At 61.8% G+C, this 18,920-nt stretch carries 20 protein-coding genes; 10 read left to right on the forward strand and 10 right to left on the reverse strand.

The window, feature by feature from the left end; all coding sequences use genetic code 11:
* Positions 1-27: 27 nt before the first annotated feature.
* Together ACVW1C_RS12325 and ACVW1C_RS12330 are read right to left on the reverse strand one after the other, a co-directional pair.
* Entirely contained in the window at positions 28-1,719 is a 1,692-nt protein-coding gene (locus tag ACVW1C_RS12325) for a SulP family inorganic anion transporter (RefSeq protein WP_456758649.1), read from the reverse strand.
* Complete coding sequence (locus tag ACVW1C_RS12330; RefSeq protein ID WP_456758650.1) at positions 1,716-2,399, reverse strand: YoaK family protein; 684 nt, start codon at positions 2,397-2,399, stop codon at positions 1,716-1,718. Before ACVW1C_RS12330 ends, ACVW1C_RS12325 begins: the two co-directional genes overlap by 4 nt.
* A 141-nt stretch (positions 2,400-2,540) precedes the next feature.
* Between ACVW1C_RS12330 and ACVW1C_RS12335 the strand changes: the two genes are divergently transcribed.
* The 5 genes from ACVW1C_RS12335 to ACVW1C_RS12355 all read left to right on the forward strand — a co-directional run bounded on the left by ACVW1C_RS12335 (position 2,541) and on the right by ACVW1C_RS12355 (position 7,918).
* The gene (locus ACVW1C_RS12335) at positions 2,541-4,229 is read left to right on the forward strand and encodes an aspartate:alanine exchanger family transporter (protein WP_456758651.1); all 1,689 of its coding nucleotides are present in this window, start codon (positions 2,541-2,543) and stop codon (positions 4,227-4,229) included.
* A gap of 11 nt (positions 4,230-4,240) precedes the next feature.
* A complete protein-coding gene (locus tag ACVW1C_RS12340) occupies positions 4,241-5,137 on the forward strand; it encodes an alpha/beta hydrolase family protein (protein ID WP_456758652.1) in 897 nt (298 codons plus the stop codon).
* A 30-nt stretch (positions 5,138-5,167) separates the two neighbouring features.
* Positions 5,168-5,797, forward strand: coding sequence for an invasion associated locus B family protein (locus ACVW1C_RS12345; RefSeq protein ID WP_456758653.1), 630 nt, complete (start codon positions 5,168-5,170; stop codon positions 5,795-5,797).
* Positions 5,798-6,773: 976 nt separating this feature from the next.
* A complete protein-coding gene (locus ACVW1C_RS12350) occupies positions 6,774-6,998 on the forward strand; it encodes a hypothetical protein (protein WP_456758654.1) in 225 nt (74 codons plus the stop codon).
* Positions 6,999-7,234: 236 nt separating this feature from the next.
* Positions 7,235-7,918 carry a helix-turn-helix domain-containing protein gene (locus ACVW1C_RS12355; protein WP_456763061.1) on the forward strand — a complete coding sequence of 228 codons (684 nt, stop codon included), beginning with the start codon at positions 7,235-7,237 and terminating at the stop codon, positions 7,916-7,918.
* On the opposite strand, the gene ACVW1C_RS12360 is transcribed toward ACVW1C_RS12355, so the two are convergent.
* The 5 genes from ACVW1C_RS12360 to ACVW1C_RS12380 are packed head-to-tail and all read right to left on the reverse strand — an operon-like array spanning position 7,896 to position 12,398.
* On the reverse strand, positions 7,896-8,354 hold the full coding sequence (locus ACVW1C_RS12360; RefSeq protein ID WP_456758655.1) for a potassium channel family protein: 459 nt from the start codon (positions 8,352-8,354) through the stop codon (positions 7,896-7,898). The two genes, ACVW1C_RS12355 and ACVW1C_RS12360, sit on opposite strands and share 23 nt — an antisense overlap.
* A 16-nt stretch (positions 8,355-8,370) precedes the next feature.
* Positions 8,371-8,589 carry a hypothetical protein gene (locus ACVW1C_RS12365; RefSeq protein ID WP_456758656.1) on the reverse strand — a complete coding sequence of 73 codons (219 nt, stop codon included), beginning with the start codon at positions 8,587-8,589 and terminating at the stop codon, positions 8,371-8,373.
* Positions 8,590-8,641: 52 nt separating this feature from the next.
* On the reverse strand, positions 8,642-8,992 hold the full coding sequence (locus ACVW1C_RS12370) for a phasin (RefSeq protein ID WP_456758657.1): 351 nt from the start codon (positions 8,990-8,992) through the stop codon (positions 8,642-8,644).
* 26 nt (positions 8,993-9,018) lie between these two features.
* Positions 9,019-9,882, reverse strand: a complete 864-nt coding sequence (locus ACVW1C_RS12375; RefSeq protein WP_456758658.1) for an alpha/beta fold hydrolase — start codon at positions 9,880-9,882, stop codon at positions 9,019-9,021.
* An 8-nt stretch (positions 9,883-9,890) separates the two neighbouring features.
* Positions 9,891-12,398 (reverse strand): alpha/beta hydrolase, encoded by a 2,508-nt coding sequence (locus tag ACVW1C_RS12380; RefSeq protein WP_456758659.1) that lies wholly within the window; start codon positions 12,396-12,398, stop codon positions 9,891-9,893.
* A 130-nt stretch (positions 12,399-12,528) separates the two neighbouring features.
* On the opposite strand from ACVW1C_RS12380, the gene ACVW1C_RS12385 reads away from it, so the two are divergent.
* The 5 genes from ACVW1C_RS12385 to ACVW1C_RS12405 all read left to right on the forward strand — a co-directional run bounded on the left by ACVW1C_RS12385 (position 12,529) and on the right by ACVW1C_RS12405 (position 15,926).
* On the forward strand, positions 12,529-13,455 hold the full coding sequence (locus ACVW1C_RS12385) for an alpha/beta fold hydrolase (RefSeq protein ID WP_456758660.1): 927 nt from the start codon (positions 12,529-12,531) through the stop codon (positions 13,453-13,455).
* Positions 13,452-14,048: a hypothetical protein gene (locus tag ACVW1C_RS12390; protein WP_456758661.1), complete on the forward strand. Its 597-nt coding sequence runs from the start codon at positions 13,452-13,454 to the stop codon at positions 14,046-14,048. The genes ACVW1C_RS12385 and ACVW1C_RS12390 overlap by 4 nt, the downstream gene beginning before the upstream one ends.
* Before the next feature lie 99 nt (positions 14,049-14,147).
* Positions 14,148-14,801: a CoA transferase subunit A gene (locus ACVW1C_RS12395; protein WP_456758662.1), complete on the forward strand. Its 654-nt coding sequence runs from the start codon at positions 14,148-14,150 to the stop codon at positions 14,799-14,801.
* 3 nt (positions 14,802-14,804) lie between these two features.
* Positions 14,805-15,455 (forward strand): 3-oxoacid CoA-transferase subunit B, encoded by a 651-nt coding sequence (locus ACVW1C_RS12400; protein ID WP_456758663.1) that lies wholly within the window; start codon positions 14,805-14,807, stop codon positions 15,453-15,455.
* 12 nt (positions 15,456-15,467) lie between these two features.
* Positions 15,468-15,926 (forward strand): MaoC family dehydratase, encoded by a 459-nt coding sequence (locus ACVW1C_RS12405; RefSeq protein ID WP_456758664.1) that lies wholly within the window; start codon positions 15,468-15,470, stop codon positions 15,924-15,926.
* Positions 15,927-15,946: 20 nt separating this feature from the next.
* On the opposite strand, the gene fabI is transcribed toward ACVW1C_RS12405, so the two are convergent.
* Genes fabI through ACVW1C_RS12420 form a run of 3 tightly spaced genes read right to left on the reverse strand, consistent with a single transcriptional unit; the run spans position 15,947 to position 18,905 of the window.
* Positions 15,947-16,735 carry an enoyl-ACP reductase FabI gene (fabI, locus tag ACVW1C_RS12410; protein WP_456758665.1) on the reverse strand — a complete coding sequence of 263 codons (789 nt, stop codon included), beginning with the start codon at positions 16,733-16,735 and terminating at the stop codon, positions 15,947-15,949.
* Positions 16,732-17,946, reverse strand: coding sequence for an acetate/propionate family kinase (locus tag ACVW1C_RS12415; RefSeq protein ID WP_456758666.1), 1,215 nt, complete (start codon positions 17,944-17,946; stop codon positions 16,732-16,734). Before ACVW1C_RS12415 ends, fabI begins: the two co-directional genes overlap by 4 nt.
* A gap of 5 nt (positions 17,947-17,951) precedes the next feature.
* On the reverse strand, positions 17,952-18,905 hold the full coding sequence (locus ACVW1C_RS12420; RefSeq protein ID WP_456758667.1) for a phosphate acetyltransferase: 954 nt from the start codon (positions 18,903-18,905) through the stop codon (positions 17,952-17,954).
* Positions 18,906-18,920 lie beyond the last annotated feature (15 nt).

Consider the following 18,920-nt stretch of genomic DNA (forward strand, 5'->3'; position numbering starts at 1 on the left):
CGCATCGCCCGGCTCCGAGATCAGAGCTCAGTTGGCCTTACCGTTGCCAAGCACGCTGTCGAGCGACCGGAGCCAAAGACCGCTGTCGGTCTTTTCCGCCAATCCTTCCGCCTGCAGCAGGTCGCGCAATTGCGCATGCGCGCCGACGATACAGAACGCGACGTGACGGGCGGCGAGCTCATCATGGAGATCGCGCAACATGCCCGCACCCGCCAGATCGATGTAGGGCGATGCCGAAAGATCGCAGGCAACGAGCTTGATGTCGGACGATTTCCTGAGCACACCTAGAACAGAGTCCAAAATTGTCTCGGCGTTGATGTAAAGCAGCGAGGCTTCGGGGCGAAAAGCGATCACGCCAACGAGCGGCTCCACGCCCTCATGTCGGGCGCTGTCGGAATAACGCCCGGTTCCCGGAAGGCGCCCGAGGAACGCGATGTTCGGGCTCGATGCGCGTGCCAGCAGCAGGAATATGGACGCAATCGCCGCCAGCAGCACGCCCTGCAAAATTCCGAGGAGGAGTACGGACACCAGCGCAATCGCCGCGGCATAGAAATCGAGCCGGCTGACCTGCCACATCCGCATCAGCGCCGGGATGTCGACCAACCTGTACACGGCGACGAAGACGATGGCGGCCAGTACGGCCTTTGGCAGATTAGTCAATAGTCCGGTGAAAAACAGCAGGCAGAGCGCCAGGGTCGCTGAGCAGATCACGAGAGCCAACGGCGTGCGCGCACCTGCACTGTCATTCACCGCGGACTGCGACAGGCCGCCCGCGACGGGATACCCGTGACCGAACGCCGCCGCGAGATTCGCGGCGCCGAGCCCCAAAAATTCCTGCCGTGCATCCAGATTGTAGCCGTGCTTGACCGCAAAGCTGCGGGCCGCCGAGACCCCCTCTATGTAAGCCAGCAGCACACATCCCGCCGCGAGCGGAAAGAGATCGTCGAACTCCAAAAGACCAAACGTCGGAAGCCCAAGTGCAGGCAATCCCTCCGGGATTTTCCCGGTGACCGGCACGCCCGCGGCCGGAAGACCGAGCAGTGTTGCAACCACGATCGAGAGCGCCACGATCGTGATTCCGACCGGCTTGCCTGGCAGAAGCCGTTCGCCGAGCAGCAGCAGCACAAGCGCCGCCGCGCCGATCGCCACGATGAGGAGATTGACGCCGCCAAGCTGACCCGCGAGCCGAAACACGCGCTCGAAGAAATTGTGACCGCCGCCGGCGACGCCAAACAGGCTCGGAAGCTGACTCACGATGATGGTGAGCCCGGCGCCGGCCTTGAAGCCGACCAGGATGCTGTCGCTGACCAGGCGGACGAGGACGCTGAGCTTGAACAGCCAGGAGATAAAGCACAGGACGGCCACTGCGAATGCCGCAAGACTGGCGATTTGCGCGTATCGCACCGCGTCTCCGCCCGCGAGCGCCCCGACGGTGCTGGCGATCATGAGCGAGATCGCGGATGTCGGACCAATTGCGAGCTGGCGGGACGAACCGAGCACCGCGTAGCCGATGCCGCCAAGCATGTAGCCGTAGATCCCCACCTGGGGCGGCAAGCCGGCAAGCGCGGCATAGGCCAGCGATACCGGGATCGCGTAAGCGGCCAGCGTTATTCCGGCAATTGCGTCGAAGGACAACCATTCAGCGCGATAGCCGACAAGCCAGTCGGAAGGCGGAAAAAACCGTGTCCAACCTGCGCGCTGCTCGGATTGCGAGTTCATGGGCTTGCCTCGTTAGGTTGAACTTCGCAACGTAGCATAACGATCACCAGGGCGATCACGGGAATCCCGAGCGCCAGATCCTGGATGTTCTCGGTCGCAAAGGCACCGACGGCCGCCCCGAGGCCGAAGGCGATGCATAGCCCGGTAAAGATGCCCGAGCGGCGGAGCGTCCCGAGCGGACCGCCGCTGCACAGCGCAAGGAAAACGCCTTCGATCGCCTGGCGCATGTTGCCGGTGATCATCACCGAACTGTAGGCCACGCCTTCGACCTTGGTGAAGATGGCAGTCTGCATGGCAGCGACGAAGGATATCCCCAGCGTTCCCGCGAGATCCGGCAGCCGATTATGCAAAATGCCGATCGCGACCAGCAGCAGGATCTCGATCAACGTGTTGATCGCGCTGGCCCGCTCGCCGCTGGCCCGGCGCAGCCACGCGGCGGCGACGATGCCGATCGCAAATGCCAGGATCGGAGGCACGAAGCGGAGCGCGTCGGCCCAATTGCCCGCCGTGCCATAGACCCAGAGCAGAACGAGATTGGCGGTTTGGGCATTGGCCATTACGCCATGGATGATCCAGGTGTAGGCGTCGAGATAACCGCCGACAAACGCCAGCAGCAGTGCAATCGACACGGCTTCGTCGCGGGGCGGCAATGGAATGGCAGCGATATCCTGTGAACTCATGTTTGGGACGTCGTGTGTCGCTGGTCATGCATCGTTGCATCAACGACGCCTCGGCGCGTGAGAGGATTGATTTGGATCAAGCCTTCACCCGGGTTGGAGGGCTCAATTGAGCTCGATCAATGACACTTGGGGCGTACGGCTATGGATACGGTCAGGTGGATCATCGCCACCGCTCCCGAAATCTTTCTACTGTCAGCGATCGCGCTCGGCACCATTCTCGGCCGCGTCAAGGTACGTGGATTTTCTTTCGGCACGACGGCGTGTACGCTGATCGTGGCAGTCCTCATCGGACAGCTCGGCAGCTTTACGTTTCCTTCCGTGCTAAGGGTTGTTCTCTTCAGCCTGTTCGTATTCACCATCGGCTACCGCTCCGGGCCGGAGTTCTTTGCCTCCTTGAGCGTACGGACGCTCGCACAGGTTGCATTGGCCCTCGTGCTCGGCGGCACCGGTCTCGCCATCGTGCTCATCTTTGCTTTTGCCTTCGGGCTCGATCCCGGCACGGCATCGGGTCTCGCGGCCGGTGCCCTGACGCAATCCTCCGTGATCGGGACCGCATCCGGCGCGCTGAACCAGCTCGGGCTCCCAAAAGCTGCGCTGGAACAGCAGGAGGCAAATATCGCAGCCGGTTACGCGGTCACCTATGTGCTCGGCTACATCCTTACACTCATCTACGTCCCGCTATTCGCGCCGAAGCTGATGGGGATCAACCTCAAGGAAGAAGCGAAGAAGCTCGAGATCGAGCTTTCGGGCGGCAAGCCTCCGAAGGCCGAGAACCTGCATTATCGCAAGTTCCAGGCCCGCGCCTATCGCGTTGCGGCGGCAGCCGGCCGAACCGTCAGGGCGATCGAAGACGAGATCGGCAGCCGCACTGTGATCGAGCGGATCGTGCGCCAAGGCACGGATATCGAACCGCATCCGGATACTGTTCTCGCGACCGGTGACGATATCGTGATTGCCGGACGAACGGCCGCCATTGTCGCCGCCAGACCCATCATCGGCACCGAAATCGATGCCGACGAGATTCTGAAGGCGATACCCGGGAACGTGGTCGACGTTCTGGTGGACAGCCACAAGCTCCATGGCCGGTCCCTCCAGGAGGTCGCCGATCGGGTCGGCGACAATGCACGCGGCGTCTTTTTGCGCACGCTGACGCGGATGGGCCGTGAGGTCCCATTGAGCCCGGATACCAGGCTCTACGTCGGCGACGTCATGACGTTGGTCGGCAGCACCCGCAACATCGAGCGCGCCGCCACGCAAGTCGGCCAAATCCTGCGTTCCGGCGACCGAACCGACATCGCCTTCCTTGCGACCGGCATCGCCGCGGGACTGCTCGCAGGTCTCGTCAGCTTCAGGGTCGGCGGCATCGCGCTGACGCTCGGTGGCGGCGGCGGCGCGTTGATTGCGGGCCTCGTCTGCGGCTGGCTGCGCTCACGCCGGCCGACAATGGGCGCGCTGCCGCCCGCTGCGCAGCAGACCCTGAGCGACTTCGGCCTCGGCGGCTTCATCGCAGCTGTAGGGCTGGGCAACGGCCACGCCGCCTGGGTTGCTATCCAGGCGCACGGCGTTCTGCTGGTCGGCATGGGCCTTGTCGTCACGCTGGTGCCACTGATCGTCGCGACCTTGTTTGCCTATCACGTCCTTCGCATGAATCCGGTCATTACCTGCGGCGCGCTGGCCGGCGCGATGACGGTCGATGCCGCCGTGACCGGTTGTTGCGACGTTGCCGAAAGCCAGACGCCGGTGCTCGGCGTCGCCGTGCCATACGCCGTCGGCAACGTCGTGCTGACCGTGCTGGGCCCGATCATCGTAGCTCTGACATACACCGGCTGAAGGAGGTTTCGATGCCTCGGCAACCTGCCGCACTGTTCGGTTCGCTTGTGACCGCCCTGCTCTGCCTCGCTTGTTTGATCGCACCGACGCACGCCGAGGACAAGGCGGCCTCGCCCCGCATTCAGGAGGAAATCTGGGCTCTGCCGCTGCCATTGCCGATGTTCGCCTATGTGGTCCGCCCGGTCGGCGACGGGCCGTTTCCGCTCGCTATCATGAACCATGGTGTCTCGCTCAATCCGACCGAGCGCAGCTTCTTTCCGCTGGTTGAATTCCGCGATGCGGCCAAATGGTTCGCGAGACGCGGCTATCTCGTGGTCGCGCCCGTCGGCTCGGGATACGGCGCGGCTGCCATCGATCTGCCGGAACGCGGGCACTACGGTCCATTCTTTTCCAAGGTCGGCAAGTGCACCAACCCGAATTTTCGCGATCCCGCCATGGCGGTCGCCCAGGCTGACCTCTGGATCATTGATTACATGGCGGCCGAGAAGCGTATCGTGCCAAAGGATGTCATCGTGGTCGGGCAATCCGCCGGCGGCTGGGCTTCGATCGGGCTGTCGAGCCTGAACCCGCCACAGGTCAAGGCGATCATCACCTTTGCCGCCGGCCGCGGCGGCCGTGTCGGCGGCAAGCCGAACAACAATTGCGCGCCCGACAAGCTGGTCCAGGCAACCGGTGAGTTCGGCCGTACCTCACGGGTGCCGATGCTATGGATCTATGTCGAGAACGACACGTTCTTCGGCCCAGCTTTGACCCAGCGCATGCACCAGGCCTTCACCGCCGCGGGCGGCAAGGCCGAATACCACCTATTGCCTCCGTTCGGCCACGACGGACACTTTTTCATCGGTTCACCCGACGCGGTTCCGATCTGGTCGCCACTGGTGACGAAATTTCTCGATGAACAGCGATAACGGCAAACGCCGACCCTTGGAGGTGCAATCGTGCCACACGATCCACGTAAGCAAGACCGGCTGCAACACAGTATCGCAAACCCCGCTCTCGCATCACTCCTGCTGGCTGTCGTTCTCGGTGCCTCCGCCACTGATCCATCCGAGGCGCGGGACAAATCGTCCGTGACGTCGAAACCGATCGCTGCCGAAGTTTCGCCCCGCGGGGAGCGCACGACAAAGGACATAAAGTACGGAGATTGGCGGAAGCTCTGCTTCAAGGCAGGTGGCGCAAAGACGCTTTGCAGAACGACGATCACTGGAACATTCGAAACCGGCCAGACGGCAGTCCGCGTCGATCTGGTCGAGCGCGAAGGCGACCGCATCGCGCGACTTCAACTGTTCGTTCCAGTCGGGATGTATCTCCAGATCCCGGCCAAGCTCACGGTCGACCACGGTCCGCCTCATTCGATCCCCTACAGCTGGTGTCTCGCCAATGCCTGCATCGCAGCCGACGTCGCCGATCCGAGGCTTATCAAGGAATTGGAGGCAGGACACACCCTCGAACTGGTCGTCGTCGACTCCAGTCTACTGTCGCTGAAGACCGTACTGCCGCTTGCACAGTTCGCCGATGTTCACCGGAGTGCGCCGGCGCCGACGCTTGAGCAGGACATCGATGAATAGCTGGCTTCATGTCACCTCTGGTTGAGTTCAATTGATTCTCGGAGGGCGACCGCAGCTTGATATGGATCAACGTATGCCAACCAAGACAAAGCATCGTCAAATCTCGACGTGACGATACGGGAGATTCTAATGATCAGGATGATCGCAGTTGCTGCCTTTGCCTTAACCGTCACAACGTCGGCGCAGGCCATGTCACCCGCGCCGCTTCATCAGCCCGCCGCCATGACCACAATGGTCGCCTTCGGATGCGGAGCCGGTCGAACGCGAGTAGGCGATGTCTGCGTAGCCAGGACCACCAAACGCCAGGTCCGCAGGTGTGCGGTGTGGGGCGTTGGCAACGTCTGCCGTCGGTGGCGCTGAGAGCCACCGGAACGCCTGCTGCCGGTCATCTTGGCCTGAGGGCTCAATCTTGCTGCGGCGGCGCTTTGGCGCTCTCAACCGTCAACAACCTCATGAGCAACTCTCGCTCAGCGTCTGTCTTCAGGCCTGCGAAACGCTTCCTGAACAGCGAAAGATTCTGTTCGTGAATGAACTCTCCATCAGCGAATCTGCCTGATTACGCACAACCGCCCTTCGGACCAGCGACGCTCGCAATCCAGTTGCTGCAAACCGTCGACTTCATGGGGTCTTCCGGGCTTCCGACTGCACCGACGACATGAACCGCCCTTGGGCAACCCTTGCATGCTGGAAACTCAAACACGCAGAACTCATAGCTCGAACGCGCGCCTGCTGCGGTCATGGAGAACCGGCACCGCACGTTGTCGGACTCATTCCGGTCTGGTCGAATTTCGGACACGTGATGTGCCCTCGTTTTGGCAGGCGGGAGCGCAACGCTCTCTGTCACCGGTGAATGCCGAGATCGGAGCGGTGATGACGCTAGTGGATACCTATTGCGCTCATGAGTCGATTGAAAACTGAAGTTCGAGCCTCTCAGTTACCGACAGCGCTATTCACCTACCTTGAGTTAGAGCCATTGATGCTCTTTTCAAAACCGGTACGTACAAGTGCGGATCACTCGGCAGGAGGACCGGTCTGGCACGAACTGCATAGGCGACTGCGTCCAACCAATCTGCTTGGCACATCTTTTGCCGAGGCGAACAAGTATGGTAAGAATGTCGAAGAACATCCGTTGATGAATGCGCTGCCGGACGGCCGTTCTCATTTGATTTTGATCAACAAGATTCCACTCCACGGTCATTAACTAATGACGCCAACGCCGCCGATTTCCCACTACTTGGATCAGTAGAATAAACTCGTATCGCGAAGTAGCGTTTTGCAGCCGCGAGGCGATGTGGCTGAGTCATTTGAAATCGAGTTGATCGGTTGATGATCGGGACCGGCGCTGTTGGACGCCGCAGATCACTGGTGCGGGAGAGAAAAGCGCGCCGCGTTCACGGTGCATCTGGAAGGAATTCTGCGAAGTTCAGGAGTTCGGTCATGTTAGTACGCATCGCGACAGGCCCGACAGGGCGCGCCAATTCCCTTGGCGAATTTGGAATGACCAGCGATTCAAATCCGATCGTCAGCTTGAGCGAGTTTACCTACAAGAGAGGCACTGAAATCTACGGCGAGAAGGAGTCCGCCGAGTACGTCTATCAGGTCAAGTCTGGTGCGGTTCGAAGCTACAAGCTGCTCGCGGATGGAAGACGACAGATCGGCGCATTCCACCTCGCCGGTGATATTTTCGGGCTGGAAAACAGTGCGTCGCATCGGTTCACGGCGGAAGCGATCATCGAGACGACCGTTCGTCTGATCAAACGACAAAGCCTTGAACTGGTCGCCGAGCACGACGTCGTTGTCGCGAGGAATTTGCTCAGCATGACCACGACCAATTTGCGGCACGCGGAAGACCATATGCTCCTACTTGGACGCAAGACATCCCTGGAGCGGGTTGCCGCCTTCCTGATCGAGATGGACAAGCGGCTGACCGCGGCCGACATCATGGCGCTACCGATGTCGCGACGCGATATTGCCGACTATCTCGGCCTTACACTGGAGACCGTGTCTCGCGCGCTATCGCGGCTGCATGAGCTCGGCGTTCTCGGATTCATCGGCAGCACCCAGCGCGAGATCGTTCTGCTGGACCGGGTGCAGCTTGCTAGTCTCGATCTGCAGAACTGAGGTCCGGCGCGGCGATCGCCGCCAAATGCTCGAGCGTCTTGCGCAACACTTCGAACAGAACGGCGGTTGACCAGCCGAACATCAGGATGCCGTTCATGGCCGTCATCGGCCCGGTCATGCGCCACGCCTCGACCGGCGTGATGTCGCCGTAGCCAAGCGTGGTGTAATTGACGAAGGCAAAATAGATCAGATCGCTATCGGCGGGTGCCACCCTGAAAATGCGATATGCCAGCGACCATACCAGGATCTCGAGCGTGTGCGCTATCATCAAGGCAGTCGCAGTCGCGACCATGACGGCCATCAGATGCAATCTCGGCCACGCCGTATGGCGTAGCCCGGCCCACCGGGCGATGCCGATGGCGCCGACAGTTACCATCGCGTGGATCATGATGTTGATCCCGCTGACGACGGCGCCGACCAGGAATTGAAGCGTCATATGGACCAGTCAAGCCTCAGCCGCGTTTAGGCTTGCCCTGGTCAAGGCGCAATCTCTGCGCTCGCATCCGCCTGACCTCTTCATTCAGGGCCTCGGTCTTTTCATCGAGTTGCTGATCCTTCGATTTCAGCCGATCGCGGCCGCGCAGCTTTTCGAGCGCCTTCTCGACCGAGAGTTTCGTCGTTTCTGCCATGAAGTTCTCCTGCGTCGCCGTTCTCACGATCTGACCGAGCACCGACGCGGCGCCAGGCCAGCTGGACGATTCCAACTCCAACGTCTCTACAGCTTCAGCCCTTGTGGCCAAACATTCCGCTTGCAGCCTTCATGGCCGTCTCGCCCATGTTCTTGGCCTGGTCGGTCAGTGCTCGCATCTGGTCCTGGAAGAACTCCGACTGCGTCTTGAGCGCGTCCTGCATGTCCTTGGCCTGAACGAGCTTGTCGCCGAGGTCGAACGTCGCGGTAACGTTGCGCTGCATGAATTGGCAGAACTGCTTGGCCTGGTCGGCGATGGGCAGCGGCGAGGAACTCAAGCCCTTCTCCAGCAGCGCAAAATACTCCTCGTTGGCCTTTCGCAGGCGGTCAAGTGTTTCGGTCAGCATCGCGCGCATCTTGTCGGCGGATGGATTGATCTCTGGCATGACAATGCTCCTTTGCTCGTTTGCAGTTACGCGGCAAGTCCCCCGAACCAGGCGCCGAAATAGCCGGCGTAAAGGGCCGGCAGCTCGAGATTCATTGAGTGCCCGATACCGGGTACGATGACGAGCCGACAATCCGGCATCGCCTCGGCCATTGCACGAAGATCCGAAGGCGGAATCCAGCCGTCCCGCTCACCCCACAGCACCAGGTGTGGATGGCAGATGTCCCGCATGCGGCGTTCCAGTTCGCCACTCTCCCGCTCACGGGTGAGATTGACCGGCGTTCCGATCCAAATTCCTTCGGAGACGCCAAAGGTCTGTTCGATGATCCGGTCGAACAGCGCCTGGATATCCCCGAGCCCGTCGCGGAATCGCGGGATCGCATTCGGCGCCATGCTGTCCGGCACGAACAGCGAGGACGCCGCTGTGGCCATCACCGTCCGCGTCAGCTCCTTGCTTGCCATCATCGCCCGGAAAAGGCCGATCTGATCCGCATTGAAGGCCATGCCGAGCGGCGTCACCGGATCAAGCGCGAACACCCGACCGAACCGCCGTGGCTGCATCAACAGCATCCGCGCGGCGATGATGCCGCCGGTCGAATGGGTGGCGAGGTGGCAGAACTTGATACCCAACCCATCCAGCGCCGCCAGCATGTCCTCCGCGTGCTGTTGCATGGAATAGTTGGAATAGTCGGCCGCGGGCTGCGGCCGATCGCTGTCGCCGCAGCCGCGCCAGTCGATCCCGATCACCCGCAGGCCGATGGGAAAGAGCGGCGCGGCGAGCTCGATCCAATCCTTGCTGGCGAGATTGCCGTGGATGAAGACGACGGTGGTGTCGCCTTTGCCCCACTCCCGCCAACCCAATCTCACTTCACCCGCCTGCACCGTTGACATGACCCGGCCTATTTGTTCAGACCGGCCGTCGGCGCCGCACCGGCCGGCGTCGGCGCCACAGGCAATGCGGATACCACCGCCCCCTTGATCATGCGGTCGGTGCCGAGCGGCGAATTGGTATCGACCGTTCCCTTGGTCACGAAGTCCACGACGTCGGCCGGGAATTCCACCGGATTGTCCGTGTGGATGAAATGCCCGGTGTCCGGGTAGATCTTAAGGATCGGCCGGTTGCCGGCATTGGTCATGCGCGACATGAACGGCGTAATGACGTCGCGTCCGAGGTCGGTCAGCCCGTTGAACGCAGGCGTCGGGATGAACGGCTCCTTGTCGCCGAACGACAGGAAGATCGGCGCCTTGATCTGGGTTAGCCGTTCGTACAAGTTCTTGGGATCATCCTGCTGCAGCTCCGCCCCGATCGTATAGACGTCGAAGATGAAGACGTTGCACCACTGCTCCAGCTCCTTGGGATTGCCCTTGGTCAGCCCGACGCGCTGCTCGGTGTGGAAGCGGGCATATTCGCTGTCATTGAAGAAATAGCCGCTCTTTGCAGCAGACACGACGTTGGTCTCCGGATCGCGCTTCTTGAAATAGAAGAAGTCGCGGATGTTCTGTTCGGAGCGTCCCATTTCTGCGGCTAAAATGCCGGTCTGGTCCCAGGTCTGCTTCCACTTGTCGAAGTCGCGGCCGAAGGCCTCATCGAACAGGCGAGCCTTCTTGTCCTTGGCGATGGTGATGTCGCGCGGATATTCCTCCAGACCGGACGGCGCCTCGAGCGCGAGAGCCTGCACTGCGTCCGGCCAGGTCAGGGCGTAGCCCATCACGAACTGACCGCCGAGCGAGTGGCCGAGATAATATGCCTTCTTGACGCCGAGCTGGTTGACCACGAGGTCATAGATAACCTCGCGCATATCTTGCATGGTACGTGCCGGGCTCTTGTCGAGATTGCCGGGTCCGGACATGCCGTAATGCGGCAGATCGGGCGCGATGATGCGCAACCCGCTGCGCAGAGCATACTGCATGACATTGCCGTAATGCCCGGCGAACGCGCCCTTGCCATGGATGATGACAAGTACTTTCGGGTCCTTGTCGGTGCCGGCGTACTCGTCCATGTAGCCGATTTGCCAGGACGTGCCACGCTTGTCCTTTGCGGTCGCGTATTTGACCGGATACGGATAGGTCACATAATTCTTCCAGAACGACTTGGTCGGGTCGATGTTCTCGGCAACGCCGGGCACGCGATAGTTCTTGTCGACGTATTTCTGCGCCCGGTCCAGGCTCGCCACATCATCCATGAAGGCGACGAATTTCGGGTCGTTCTTCCGGTGGTTGATGATCGGGAATACGCCGTAATGGGCAACTGGGCTTTCCTCGCCGATGATCTGTGCACCGGGGACCCGATCGACGGCGCGTTCGGCCAGCTTGTAGTTCAGCCACTGGTCGTTGGTGATGTGCATCACCAGAGTACGGGCCTGGATGCGGCCGAGATATGAATTGATGTTGTGCGTTTCACCAACGCGGTTGCGCCAAACGAGATCAACGGCGTCATACAGCTTGGCTCGCGTGATCACGCTGCTGCCCGCCTTCTCGTTCGGTGGGTCCCAATAAAACACTTCTGGCTGTACTGCCGAAAAGCTTTGCGTCGTTCGGAAGCCGAAATCATAGCCAGTCAAGCCGAGCACCGACCAGCCGAATGCCACGCCGAGCATCGGATGCTTCTCTTTGGGCAGCTTGTAGTAGTCGCCCTTCGTGGCCTGCCATACCGGATCGGCCTCGATGGCAGCGGTCATCAACTGGAACGTCCAGTTGCCGACCGGATCTTCGGCGTCCGATTGCGTGGTCCCGCCGATCGGCATCAGCCCACCCATGAAGTCCGGATGCATGACGCCCCAGACATAGGTCTGCGTACCGCCCATCGAGACGCCGGTGATGAGCGCGGCGTGCGCGATCTTCAAGCCGTCGCGCAGCATGCGGTAATTCGCCTGCACCATGTCGTAGTAGCTGTACTGCGGAAACTTGATGCCGAGGCCGTCGGACGGCTTGCTCGCGCCCCAGGTGCCGAGCGGATCGACCATGACGACGTAGTAGCGATCGGTATCGATCGGCCGACCCGGGCCAATGATCGGCACACCGCCCGACAGGGCAGCGCCCTTGACCCACTGCTCGTACATGTCGGTGGAATCGCCGGAATAATAGGAATTGATGATCACGGCATTGGTAATTTCGCCAGCGGCGTTGCGACGTGGTGTGCCGACCGCGATATAGGCGCTGTGCAGTTTTCCGGCGCCGAGTGATTCCAGCGTGACGCCGCCCTCGCCGCCGTTCTCCCATTTCGAGGGATCGCTCAGATCGTATTTGCCGCCGAGCCGGAAATTGGCAATCTCGATCGTCTTCTTGAGCTCATCATGCTGCATCTGCGATGAGCGGCGGGTAAAGGGCTGCGCAACTGCAAGGGCGGTGCCGATCAGCAACAGGAGCACGCTGACAAAGCAATGCCTTGCAAAATTTCTTGCGGTCATGGCCGATTCCTCCTGGCAGCTTTGGAAGAAGGCTAGGTACGGCGTCTCGGTCGACCGTTGATATAGCTCAAGGGATGACCGTTTTCATGGACGAGTATTTATTGTCATTCCTCTGGTGCGGACCGCCGCAATGCCCTTTCTCAGCCACGGCTCATATCGCATACGCTATGAGCTCGAGGGGCCGACGGATGCCCCCGCCTTTGTGCTGGTCAACGGACTGACGCAATATGCCGAGCTGTGGGCGGCCTATCGCGACGCCCTCGTCACGCGTCACTTTCGCGTCGCGACATTCGACCTGTTGGGCCAGGGTGAGTCCGACAAGCCCGCCCTCTTCATCAATCAGGACGACCAGGTTGCAGCGCTTCATCTTCTGGTCGGCGAGCTCGGCGAGGTCCCCGTCTTTCTCAGCGGTATCAGCTTCGGCGGCCTGATCGCGCTACGCTATGCCATCCAGCACGGCGATCGTCTGGCCGGTCTGGTGCCCATGAGCTGCTTTGCGGACCTTCCGCCACAGCTTTTCCTGCTCGGCAATGCCCTGCGCACCGGGCTGATCCTTGGCGGCACCAGCTATCTGCAGGACTTGCTGCTGCCGATGAACGTGTCGGATCAATGGTTGAAGCCGGTGCTGGACAAGCTCGACAGCGTGAAGCGGCAGGGCTGGCTGGTCAACGACGTCTACGCCCTGCAAAACCTGATGGAGTCCTTCCTCGACTTCCAGCCGCTGACACCGCAGCTGCCGTCGATCAGCGTACCGACCATGATCCTGAACGGCGAATTCGACTTCCTGACGCCGCGCGCACTGCACGAGACGCTGCGCGTCCATATCCCCGACAGTTCGCTGGTGATCATCCCGAGAGCCTATCACGCCTTCACGCTGGAAAAGCCCGCGCTGACCGCGGACCTGCTCGCGCGTTTCGCGGAGGATGTGCTGGCCGGTCGCTGGCACGGCAACAAGGCCGTCTGGATCGCCCCGGAGGACGCCGGCGGCGCACTCGTTCCCTTTCCGGCCGGCTATGATCATCTGCGCGCGATCCCGGTGCAGGGAACGACCCAATGAGCGCGTTTTTCGGGCCGCTCGACTCCGAAGGCCGCGTGCCGCCGCGCCAGCAGACGCGCGCCGCCGCGTTCCTGACCTCCGCCCATGGCGCATTGGCACGCCAGTTCGCATTTGCGTTGCCCCCGAAGCTGGAATCCGCCTGGCAGACCGAATTGAACGCGCAGTTCTACCACGAAGCGGAGATCGTTTCTCTGCTGCTGCGCGCGACCTCGTGGGTGCCGGATGTCGCGCTGGGCTATATGGCGATGTCGTGGGAGACGGCATGGTTCCCTCGGCCGCCCGAAGAGATTCCGGATCGTCCCCTGGCGCTGGCGCTCGACCTCGCAACGCTTGCACATGCCGTTCATGCCGGCATACGGCCAGCAGCCTTGCTCCCGCTAGAAGCCAATGCCAGCGACCCCTTCATGATGGCGCTGCGCCGCATCGAATTCGAAAGCGGCCGACTCCTGCAGGCACAAATCCTGTTCCTCAAGGGTTCGGCACTCGTGCCATTTCGCGCGGCCGTCAACGCGGCTCTTGAAAAACGTCACGCCGAAGTGCGCAAGCTCTGGCGCGAAGCGCTCGAAGGCGTCGGCGTCATCGTTCGCGAATGATGAAAAGCCTTGATGCAGATCAATGGAGCGTGGTGATGGCACGCCGACATTCATTCACCGTCGCCTTTCTTTGATCGCCTGCAGACCGGAGTTACAATTATGAGGGCCGTTTCCGTCGAAGAAGCTGTCGCGACGATCCCGGCCGGCGCCACCGTGATGGTCGGCGGCTTCATGGGTGTTGGAACGCCGGAGCGCCTGCTTGATGAGGTGGTGCGGCAGCAAAAGAGCGGACTCACCATCGTCAGCAATGACGCGGCGGTGCCCGGCAAAGGCGTCGGCAAACTGTTCGATGCTGCGCTCGTGTCGCGTCTCATTGCGACCCATATCGGGCTCAATCCGAAGGCACAGCAGCAGATGCTCGCCAACCAAATCGCCGTCGATCTCATTCCGCAAGGAACGTTCGTCGAGCGCATTCGCGCCGGTGGATGCGGTCTCGGCGGCGTCCTGACGCCGACCGGCGTCGGCACGTTGGTCGCGGAGGGCAAGCGCCAGATCGAGGTCGACGGCAAGCCGTACCTGCTCGAGACCGCACTGCGGGCGCAGTTCGCCCTGGTGCACGCCTTTCTCGCCGACTATCTCGGCAACCTCTCCTACGCGCTGACTGCCCGCAACTTCAATCCAGTCATGGCGATGGCAGCCGATACCGTGATCGTGACGGCGGAGCACATCGTGCCTGTCGGCGTCATCGGGCCCGACCATGTCGTGACGCCCGCGCCGCTGGTCGACTATCTCATTACGAACCCGAACGGGTGAAACATGGACGCACAGGAGATCATCGCCCGGCGGGTCGCGCAGGAACTCCATTCCGGCGATCTTGTCAATCTGGGGATCGGAATTCCAACGTTGGTCGCGAACTACGTTCCACCTGGCTTGAACGTGTTCTTTCAGTCGGAAAACGGGTTGATCGGCACCGGGCCGATCCCCGAGCAGGGATTGGCGCATCCGTTGCTGACGGACGCTGGCGGTCGGCCAATCAGCGCCCTGCCCGGCGCCTCGACCTTCGACAGCGCAATGTCGTTCTCCTTGATCCGCGGCGGCCATGTCGATGTCACCGTGCTTGGCGGTCTGCAAGTCGACGCGCACGGACATCTCGCCAATTGGATGATCCCCGGCAAGATGGTGCCCGGCATGGGCGGCGCGATGGATCTCGTGACCGGCGCGAAGCGCGTCATCGTCGCCATGCAGCACGCGGCCAAGGGCAAATCGAAGATCGTCAAGCAATGCAACCTGCCCCTGACCTCGGCGCGGGCGGTCAGCCTGGTGGTGACCGATCTCGCGGTGATCGGCTTCCCCGACGGCAAGGCCACCCTGCTGGAAACCGCTCCCGGTATCACCCTCGGCGAAGTCATGGCGGTCACGGACGCCGAACTCGTGATTCCCGATACGGTCCCCGAAATGAAGATATGAGCAGGAATGAACATGCGGATATTCAGCGACTTCAACGAGATCAAATCCGCCGTCGGCACTGAGATCGGGGCCAGCGACTGGATCGAGGTGACTCAGGATCGCATCAACCGCTTTGCGGAGGCGACCTGCGACGAGCAATGGATCCATGTCGACCAGGAACGCGCGAGGAAGGAATTGCCCAGCGGCACCACGATCGCGCACGGCCTGCTGTCGCTCGCGCTCGCGCCGATGTTCATCCGGTCGGTAATGGGCCTGAAGGGACTGCGCAACACCCTCAATTACGGCGCGGACAGGATCAGGTATCTGGCCCCGGTGCCGGCGGGCTCCAGGCTGCGCGGCCGCGTCACCGTCGCCGAGGCAGAAGACGTGCCGCCCGACGGCCTACGGGTCAACTATCATCTCGTCATCGAGATCGAAGGTGGCAAGAAGCCTGCCTGCGTCGCCGAGCTGATTGCCCTGCACTATCGCTGAGCGGCGCGCGCCGATCACGCTCAGTCTATGATGTGGTAGCCGCCATCGATATAGAGCACTCCGCCTGTGATCAGCTTGGCGCCGTCGAGCGCCAGAAATGCCGTGGCGTTGCCCACGTCATCGATGCTGACGAGGCTGCGGCTCGGCGCCTTCGATTGCGCCTTGTCCATCAGCTCGTCGAATTCGGGGATGCCTGACGCAGCCCGCGTGGCGAGCGGCCCCGGCGAGATCGCGTGCACGCGGATGCCCTTGGGCCCCAGTTCGGCGGCAATGTAACGGACGGCAGCCTCAAGCGCCGCCTTCGCCACGCCCATCACATTGTAGTTCTCGACCACCATCTGGCTGCCGTAATAGGTCATGGTGAACATCGTGCCGCCGTTCTTCATCAGCGGCTCAGCCAGATGCGCCATCCGCATGAACGACCAGCACGAGACATCCATCGTCTTCAGAAAGCCATCGCGGCCGACGTCGACCACGCGTCCGTGCAACGCTTCTTTTGGCGAGAAGGCGATTGAGTGCAGCAGGAAATCAAGCTGCCCCCATTCCTTTGCGATCCGCTCAAATACCTGTTCGGTCTGCCCCTCGGCCATGACATCGAGCGGCATGAAGATCGGCGCTTCCAGCGCTTGCGCAAGCGGCTCGACGTGCTTCCGGGCACGCTCGTTCAGATAGGTGACCGCAAGCTCCGCCCCGAGCGCTCGAAATGCCCTGGCACAGCCCCAAGCGATGGATTGATCGTTGGCGATGCCGACGATGAGACCTTTTTTCCCTTTCAGGGCAACCTTGGTATCCGGAAATACGGGGATCATGACAGCCTCTCATGCTTGGGGTTGGGCGATGGCCTGTTCATCAAGAGCGACAACGTGTGCTGCGCGATCATCAACTCCTCGTCGGTCGGCACGACATAGACCGGAATGAGGCTGTCGGGGCCCGATATGAGGGTCGCGTGGCGGGAATTCTCGGCAGGATTCAGCGTCACGCCGAGCCAACCAAGGTGTTCTCCCACGCGTGCGCGGATGGTTGCGGAGTTCTCTCCAATGCCGGCCGTGAACACGAAGGCGTCCGGCCCCTGCAACGCCGCTGCAAGCATGCCGGCATTGAGTCCGATCCGATAAACGAAATAGTCGATCGCCAACCTGGCGTTGGCGTCTTTGCTGGCCTCAAGCTCACGCATATCGTTGCTGATGCCGGAGAGCCCCTTCAATCCGCAATCGCGATAGAGGAAATTCTGCACGTCCGATGCCGACATTCCCCTCTCGGATAGAAGATAGAGCACGACGCCGGGATCGATCTGACCGGGACGCGTTCCCATCGGCAGACCATCCAGCGCGGTGAAGCCCATGGTGCTCTCGATGCTGCGCCCTTCCTTCAGCGCACACATCGAGGCACCGCTGCCGAGATGGGCGACTATCACCCCGCGCTTCGCGATATCGGGCGCGACCTGTGGCAAGGCTCTTGCGATGTATTCGTAGGACAAGCCGTGAAAGCCGTACCGCCGCACGCCGTCGGCGTGGAGTTGACGCGGAATCGCGTAATGATCGGCGACCGCGCTGTGCGTGCGGTGAAACGCAGTGTCGAAGCAGGCGACCTGCGGCAATGCCGGAAAGCCGGCGAGGATCGAGCGGATCGGCGCCAGATTGTGCGGCTGATGCAGCGGTGCGAGGCTGACGAAGCGGTCCAGGCGGGCGACCACCCCGTGGTCAATCAGGACCGGCCGGTCGAAGTCCGGACCGCCGTGCACCACGCGATGCCCGACAGCGATCGGATGGATGCGAAGCTCGTCCCGCAACCATGCGCCGGCGATGCCCATTGCGGCCGGGACATCCGGAATGGCTTCAATCGGATAGGCGCGGTCAGCCAGCGGATCGCCGCTCACACCGCTTGCCCGCAAGCGCGGACGGCTGCCAATTCCGTCGACCTGGCCCTTGATCTGCCGCCGCAGCCGGCCCTCCCCCTCGACCAAAAAGATCTGGAACTTTACGCTTGAGGAGCCTGCGTTGACGACGAGGATGGTATCCATGCCGATCACGCGGCTACTGTTGGAGCACGCTGGCGCCGCGCATTGGCATAGAGCGCCGCCACGGCACACGACGCCATTCGCGCGCGCGGCGAGTCCGCTCGCGACGTCAGTACGACCGGGACCCGGGCGCCGAGCACGATACCGGCGCCATCGGCCTTGGCGAAGTAGGCAAGATTCTTCGCCAGCATATTGCCCGCCTCGAGGTCGGGAACGAGCAGGATCTGCGCCCGGCCAGCGACCTCGGACTTGATGCCCTTTATTCGTGCTGCCTCCAGGTCGATCGCATTGTCGAACGCCAGCGGCCCGTCGAGCACACCGCCGGTGATCTGGCCGCGGTCAGCCATCTTGCAGAGCGCCGCCGCCTCGATCGTCGACGGAATCTTGGTGGTGACGGTTTCGACCGCAGACAGGATTGCCACGCGCGGCGTTTTGCCGAACCCAGCCTCGTTATAGAGATCGATGGCGTTCTGGATGATGTCGCGCTTGGCGTCGAGGTCCGGAAAGATGTTGATCGCCGCGTCCGTCACGAACAGCGTTTCGGCATAGGCCGGCACGTCCATCACGAACACATGGCTGATGCGACGATCGGTGCGCAGGCCGCCCACTTTCGCAGTGACGGCGCGCATCAGTTCGTCGGTGTGCAGGCTGCCTTTCATGAGCATTTCGCCTTTGGCAGCGTGGATCAGTTCGACGCTCTTGGAGGCTGCTTCCTCGCTATGTGCGGCATCGACGATCTCGAAGCCGGAGATGTCGAGACCATGCTTGCTTGCGGTGTCCCTGATCTTCCTTTCGGGACCGACCAGGATCGGTCGGATGATGCCGGCCCTCGCGCTCTCGACCGTGCCGCGCAGCGAGGTCTCATCGCAGGGGTGCACCACAATGGTCGGGACCGCAGGCACGGCCTTGGCCGCCGCGATCAGGCGGTCGTACTTGCTGGGTAACTGCGTGTCGGCTGACATGATGCCGTTCCTTCC

The organism is Bradyrhizobium sp. USDA 4011 (genome assembly GCF_054063415.1).

Excerpts from the sequence above, each read along its gene's own strand:
- ACVW1C_RS12325 (WP_456758649.1), bottom strand. The coding sequence starts at position 1,719 with ATGAACTCGCAATCCGAGCAGCGCGCAGGTTGGACACGGTTTTTTCCG.
- ACVW1C_RS12330 (WP_456758650.1), bottom strand. The coding sequence starts at position 2,399 with ATGAGTTCACAGGATATCGCTGCCATTCCATTGCCGCCCCGCGACGAA.
- ACVW1C_RS12335 (WP_456758651.1), top strand. The coding sequence starts at position 2,541 with ATGGATACGGTCAGGTGGATCATCGCCACCGCTCCCGAAATCTTTCTA.
- ACVW1C_RS12340 (WP_456758652.1), top strand. The coding sequence starts at position 4,241 with ATGCCTCGGCAACCTGCCGCACTGTTCGGTTCGCTTGTGACCGCCCTG.
- ACVW1C_RS12350 (WP_456758654.1), top strand. The coding sequence starts at position 6,774 with ATGCTCTTTTCAAAACCGGTACGTACAAGTGCGGATCACTCGGCAGGA.
- ACVW1C_RS12355 (WP_456763061.1), top strand. The coding sequence starts at position 7,235 with ATGTTAGTACGCATCGCGACAGGCCCGACAGGGCGCGCCAATTCCCTT.
- ACVW1C_RS12360 (WP_456758655.1), bottom strand. The coding sequence starts at position 8,354 with ATGACGCTTCAATTCCTGGTCGGCGCCGTCGTCAGCGGGATCAACATC.
- ACVW1C_RS12370 (WP_456758657.1), bottom strand. The coding sequence starts at position 8,992 with ATGCCAGAGATCAATCCATCCGCCGACAAGATGCGCGCGATGCTGACC.
- ACVW1C_RS12375 (WP_456758658.1), bottom strand. The coding sequence starts at position 9,882 with ATGTCAACGGTGCAGGCGGGTGAAGTGAGATTGGGTTGGCGGGAGTGG.
- ACVW1C_RS12380 (WP_456758659.1), bottom strand. The coding sequence starts at position 12,398 with ATGACCGCAAGAAATTTTGCAAGGCATTGCTTTGTCAGCGTGCTCCTG.
- ACVW1C_RS12385 (WP_456758660.1), top strand. The coding sequence starts at position 12,529 with ATGCCCTTTCTCAGCCACGGCTCATATCGCATACGCTATGAGCTCGAG.
- ACVW1C_RS12390 (WP_456758661.1), top strand. The coding sequence starts at position 13,452 with ATGAGCGCGTTTTTCGGGCCGCTCGACTCCGAAGGCCGCGTGCCGCCG.
- ACVW1C_RS12395 (WP_456758662.1), top strand. The coding sequence starts at position 14,148 with ATGAGGGCCGTTTCCGTCGAAGAAGCTGTCGCGACGATCCCGGCCGGC.
- ACVW1C_RS12400 (WP_456758663.1), top strand. The coding sequence starts at position 14,805 with ATGGACGCACAGGAGATCATCGCCCGGCGGGTCGCGCAGGAACTCCAT.
- ACVW1C_RS12405 (WP_456758664.1), top strand. The coding sequence starts at position 15,468 with ATGCGGATATTCAGCGACTTCAACGAGATCAAATCCGCCGTCGGCACT.
- fabI (WP_456758665.1), bottom strand. The coding sequence starts at position 16,735 with ATGATCCCCGTATTTCCGGATACCAAGGTTGCCCTGAAAGGGAAAAAA.
- ACVW1C_RS12415 (WP_456758666.1), bottom strand. The coding sequence starts at position 17,946 with ATGGATACCATCCTCGTCGTCAACGCAGGCTCCTCAAGCGTAAAGTTC.
- ACVW1C_RS12420 (WP_456758667.1), bottom strand. The coding sequence starts at position 18,905 with ATGTCAGCCGACACGCAGTTACCCAGCAAGTACGACCGCCTGATCGCG.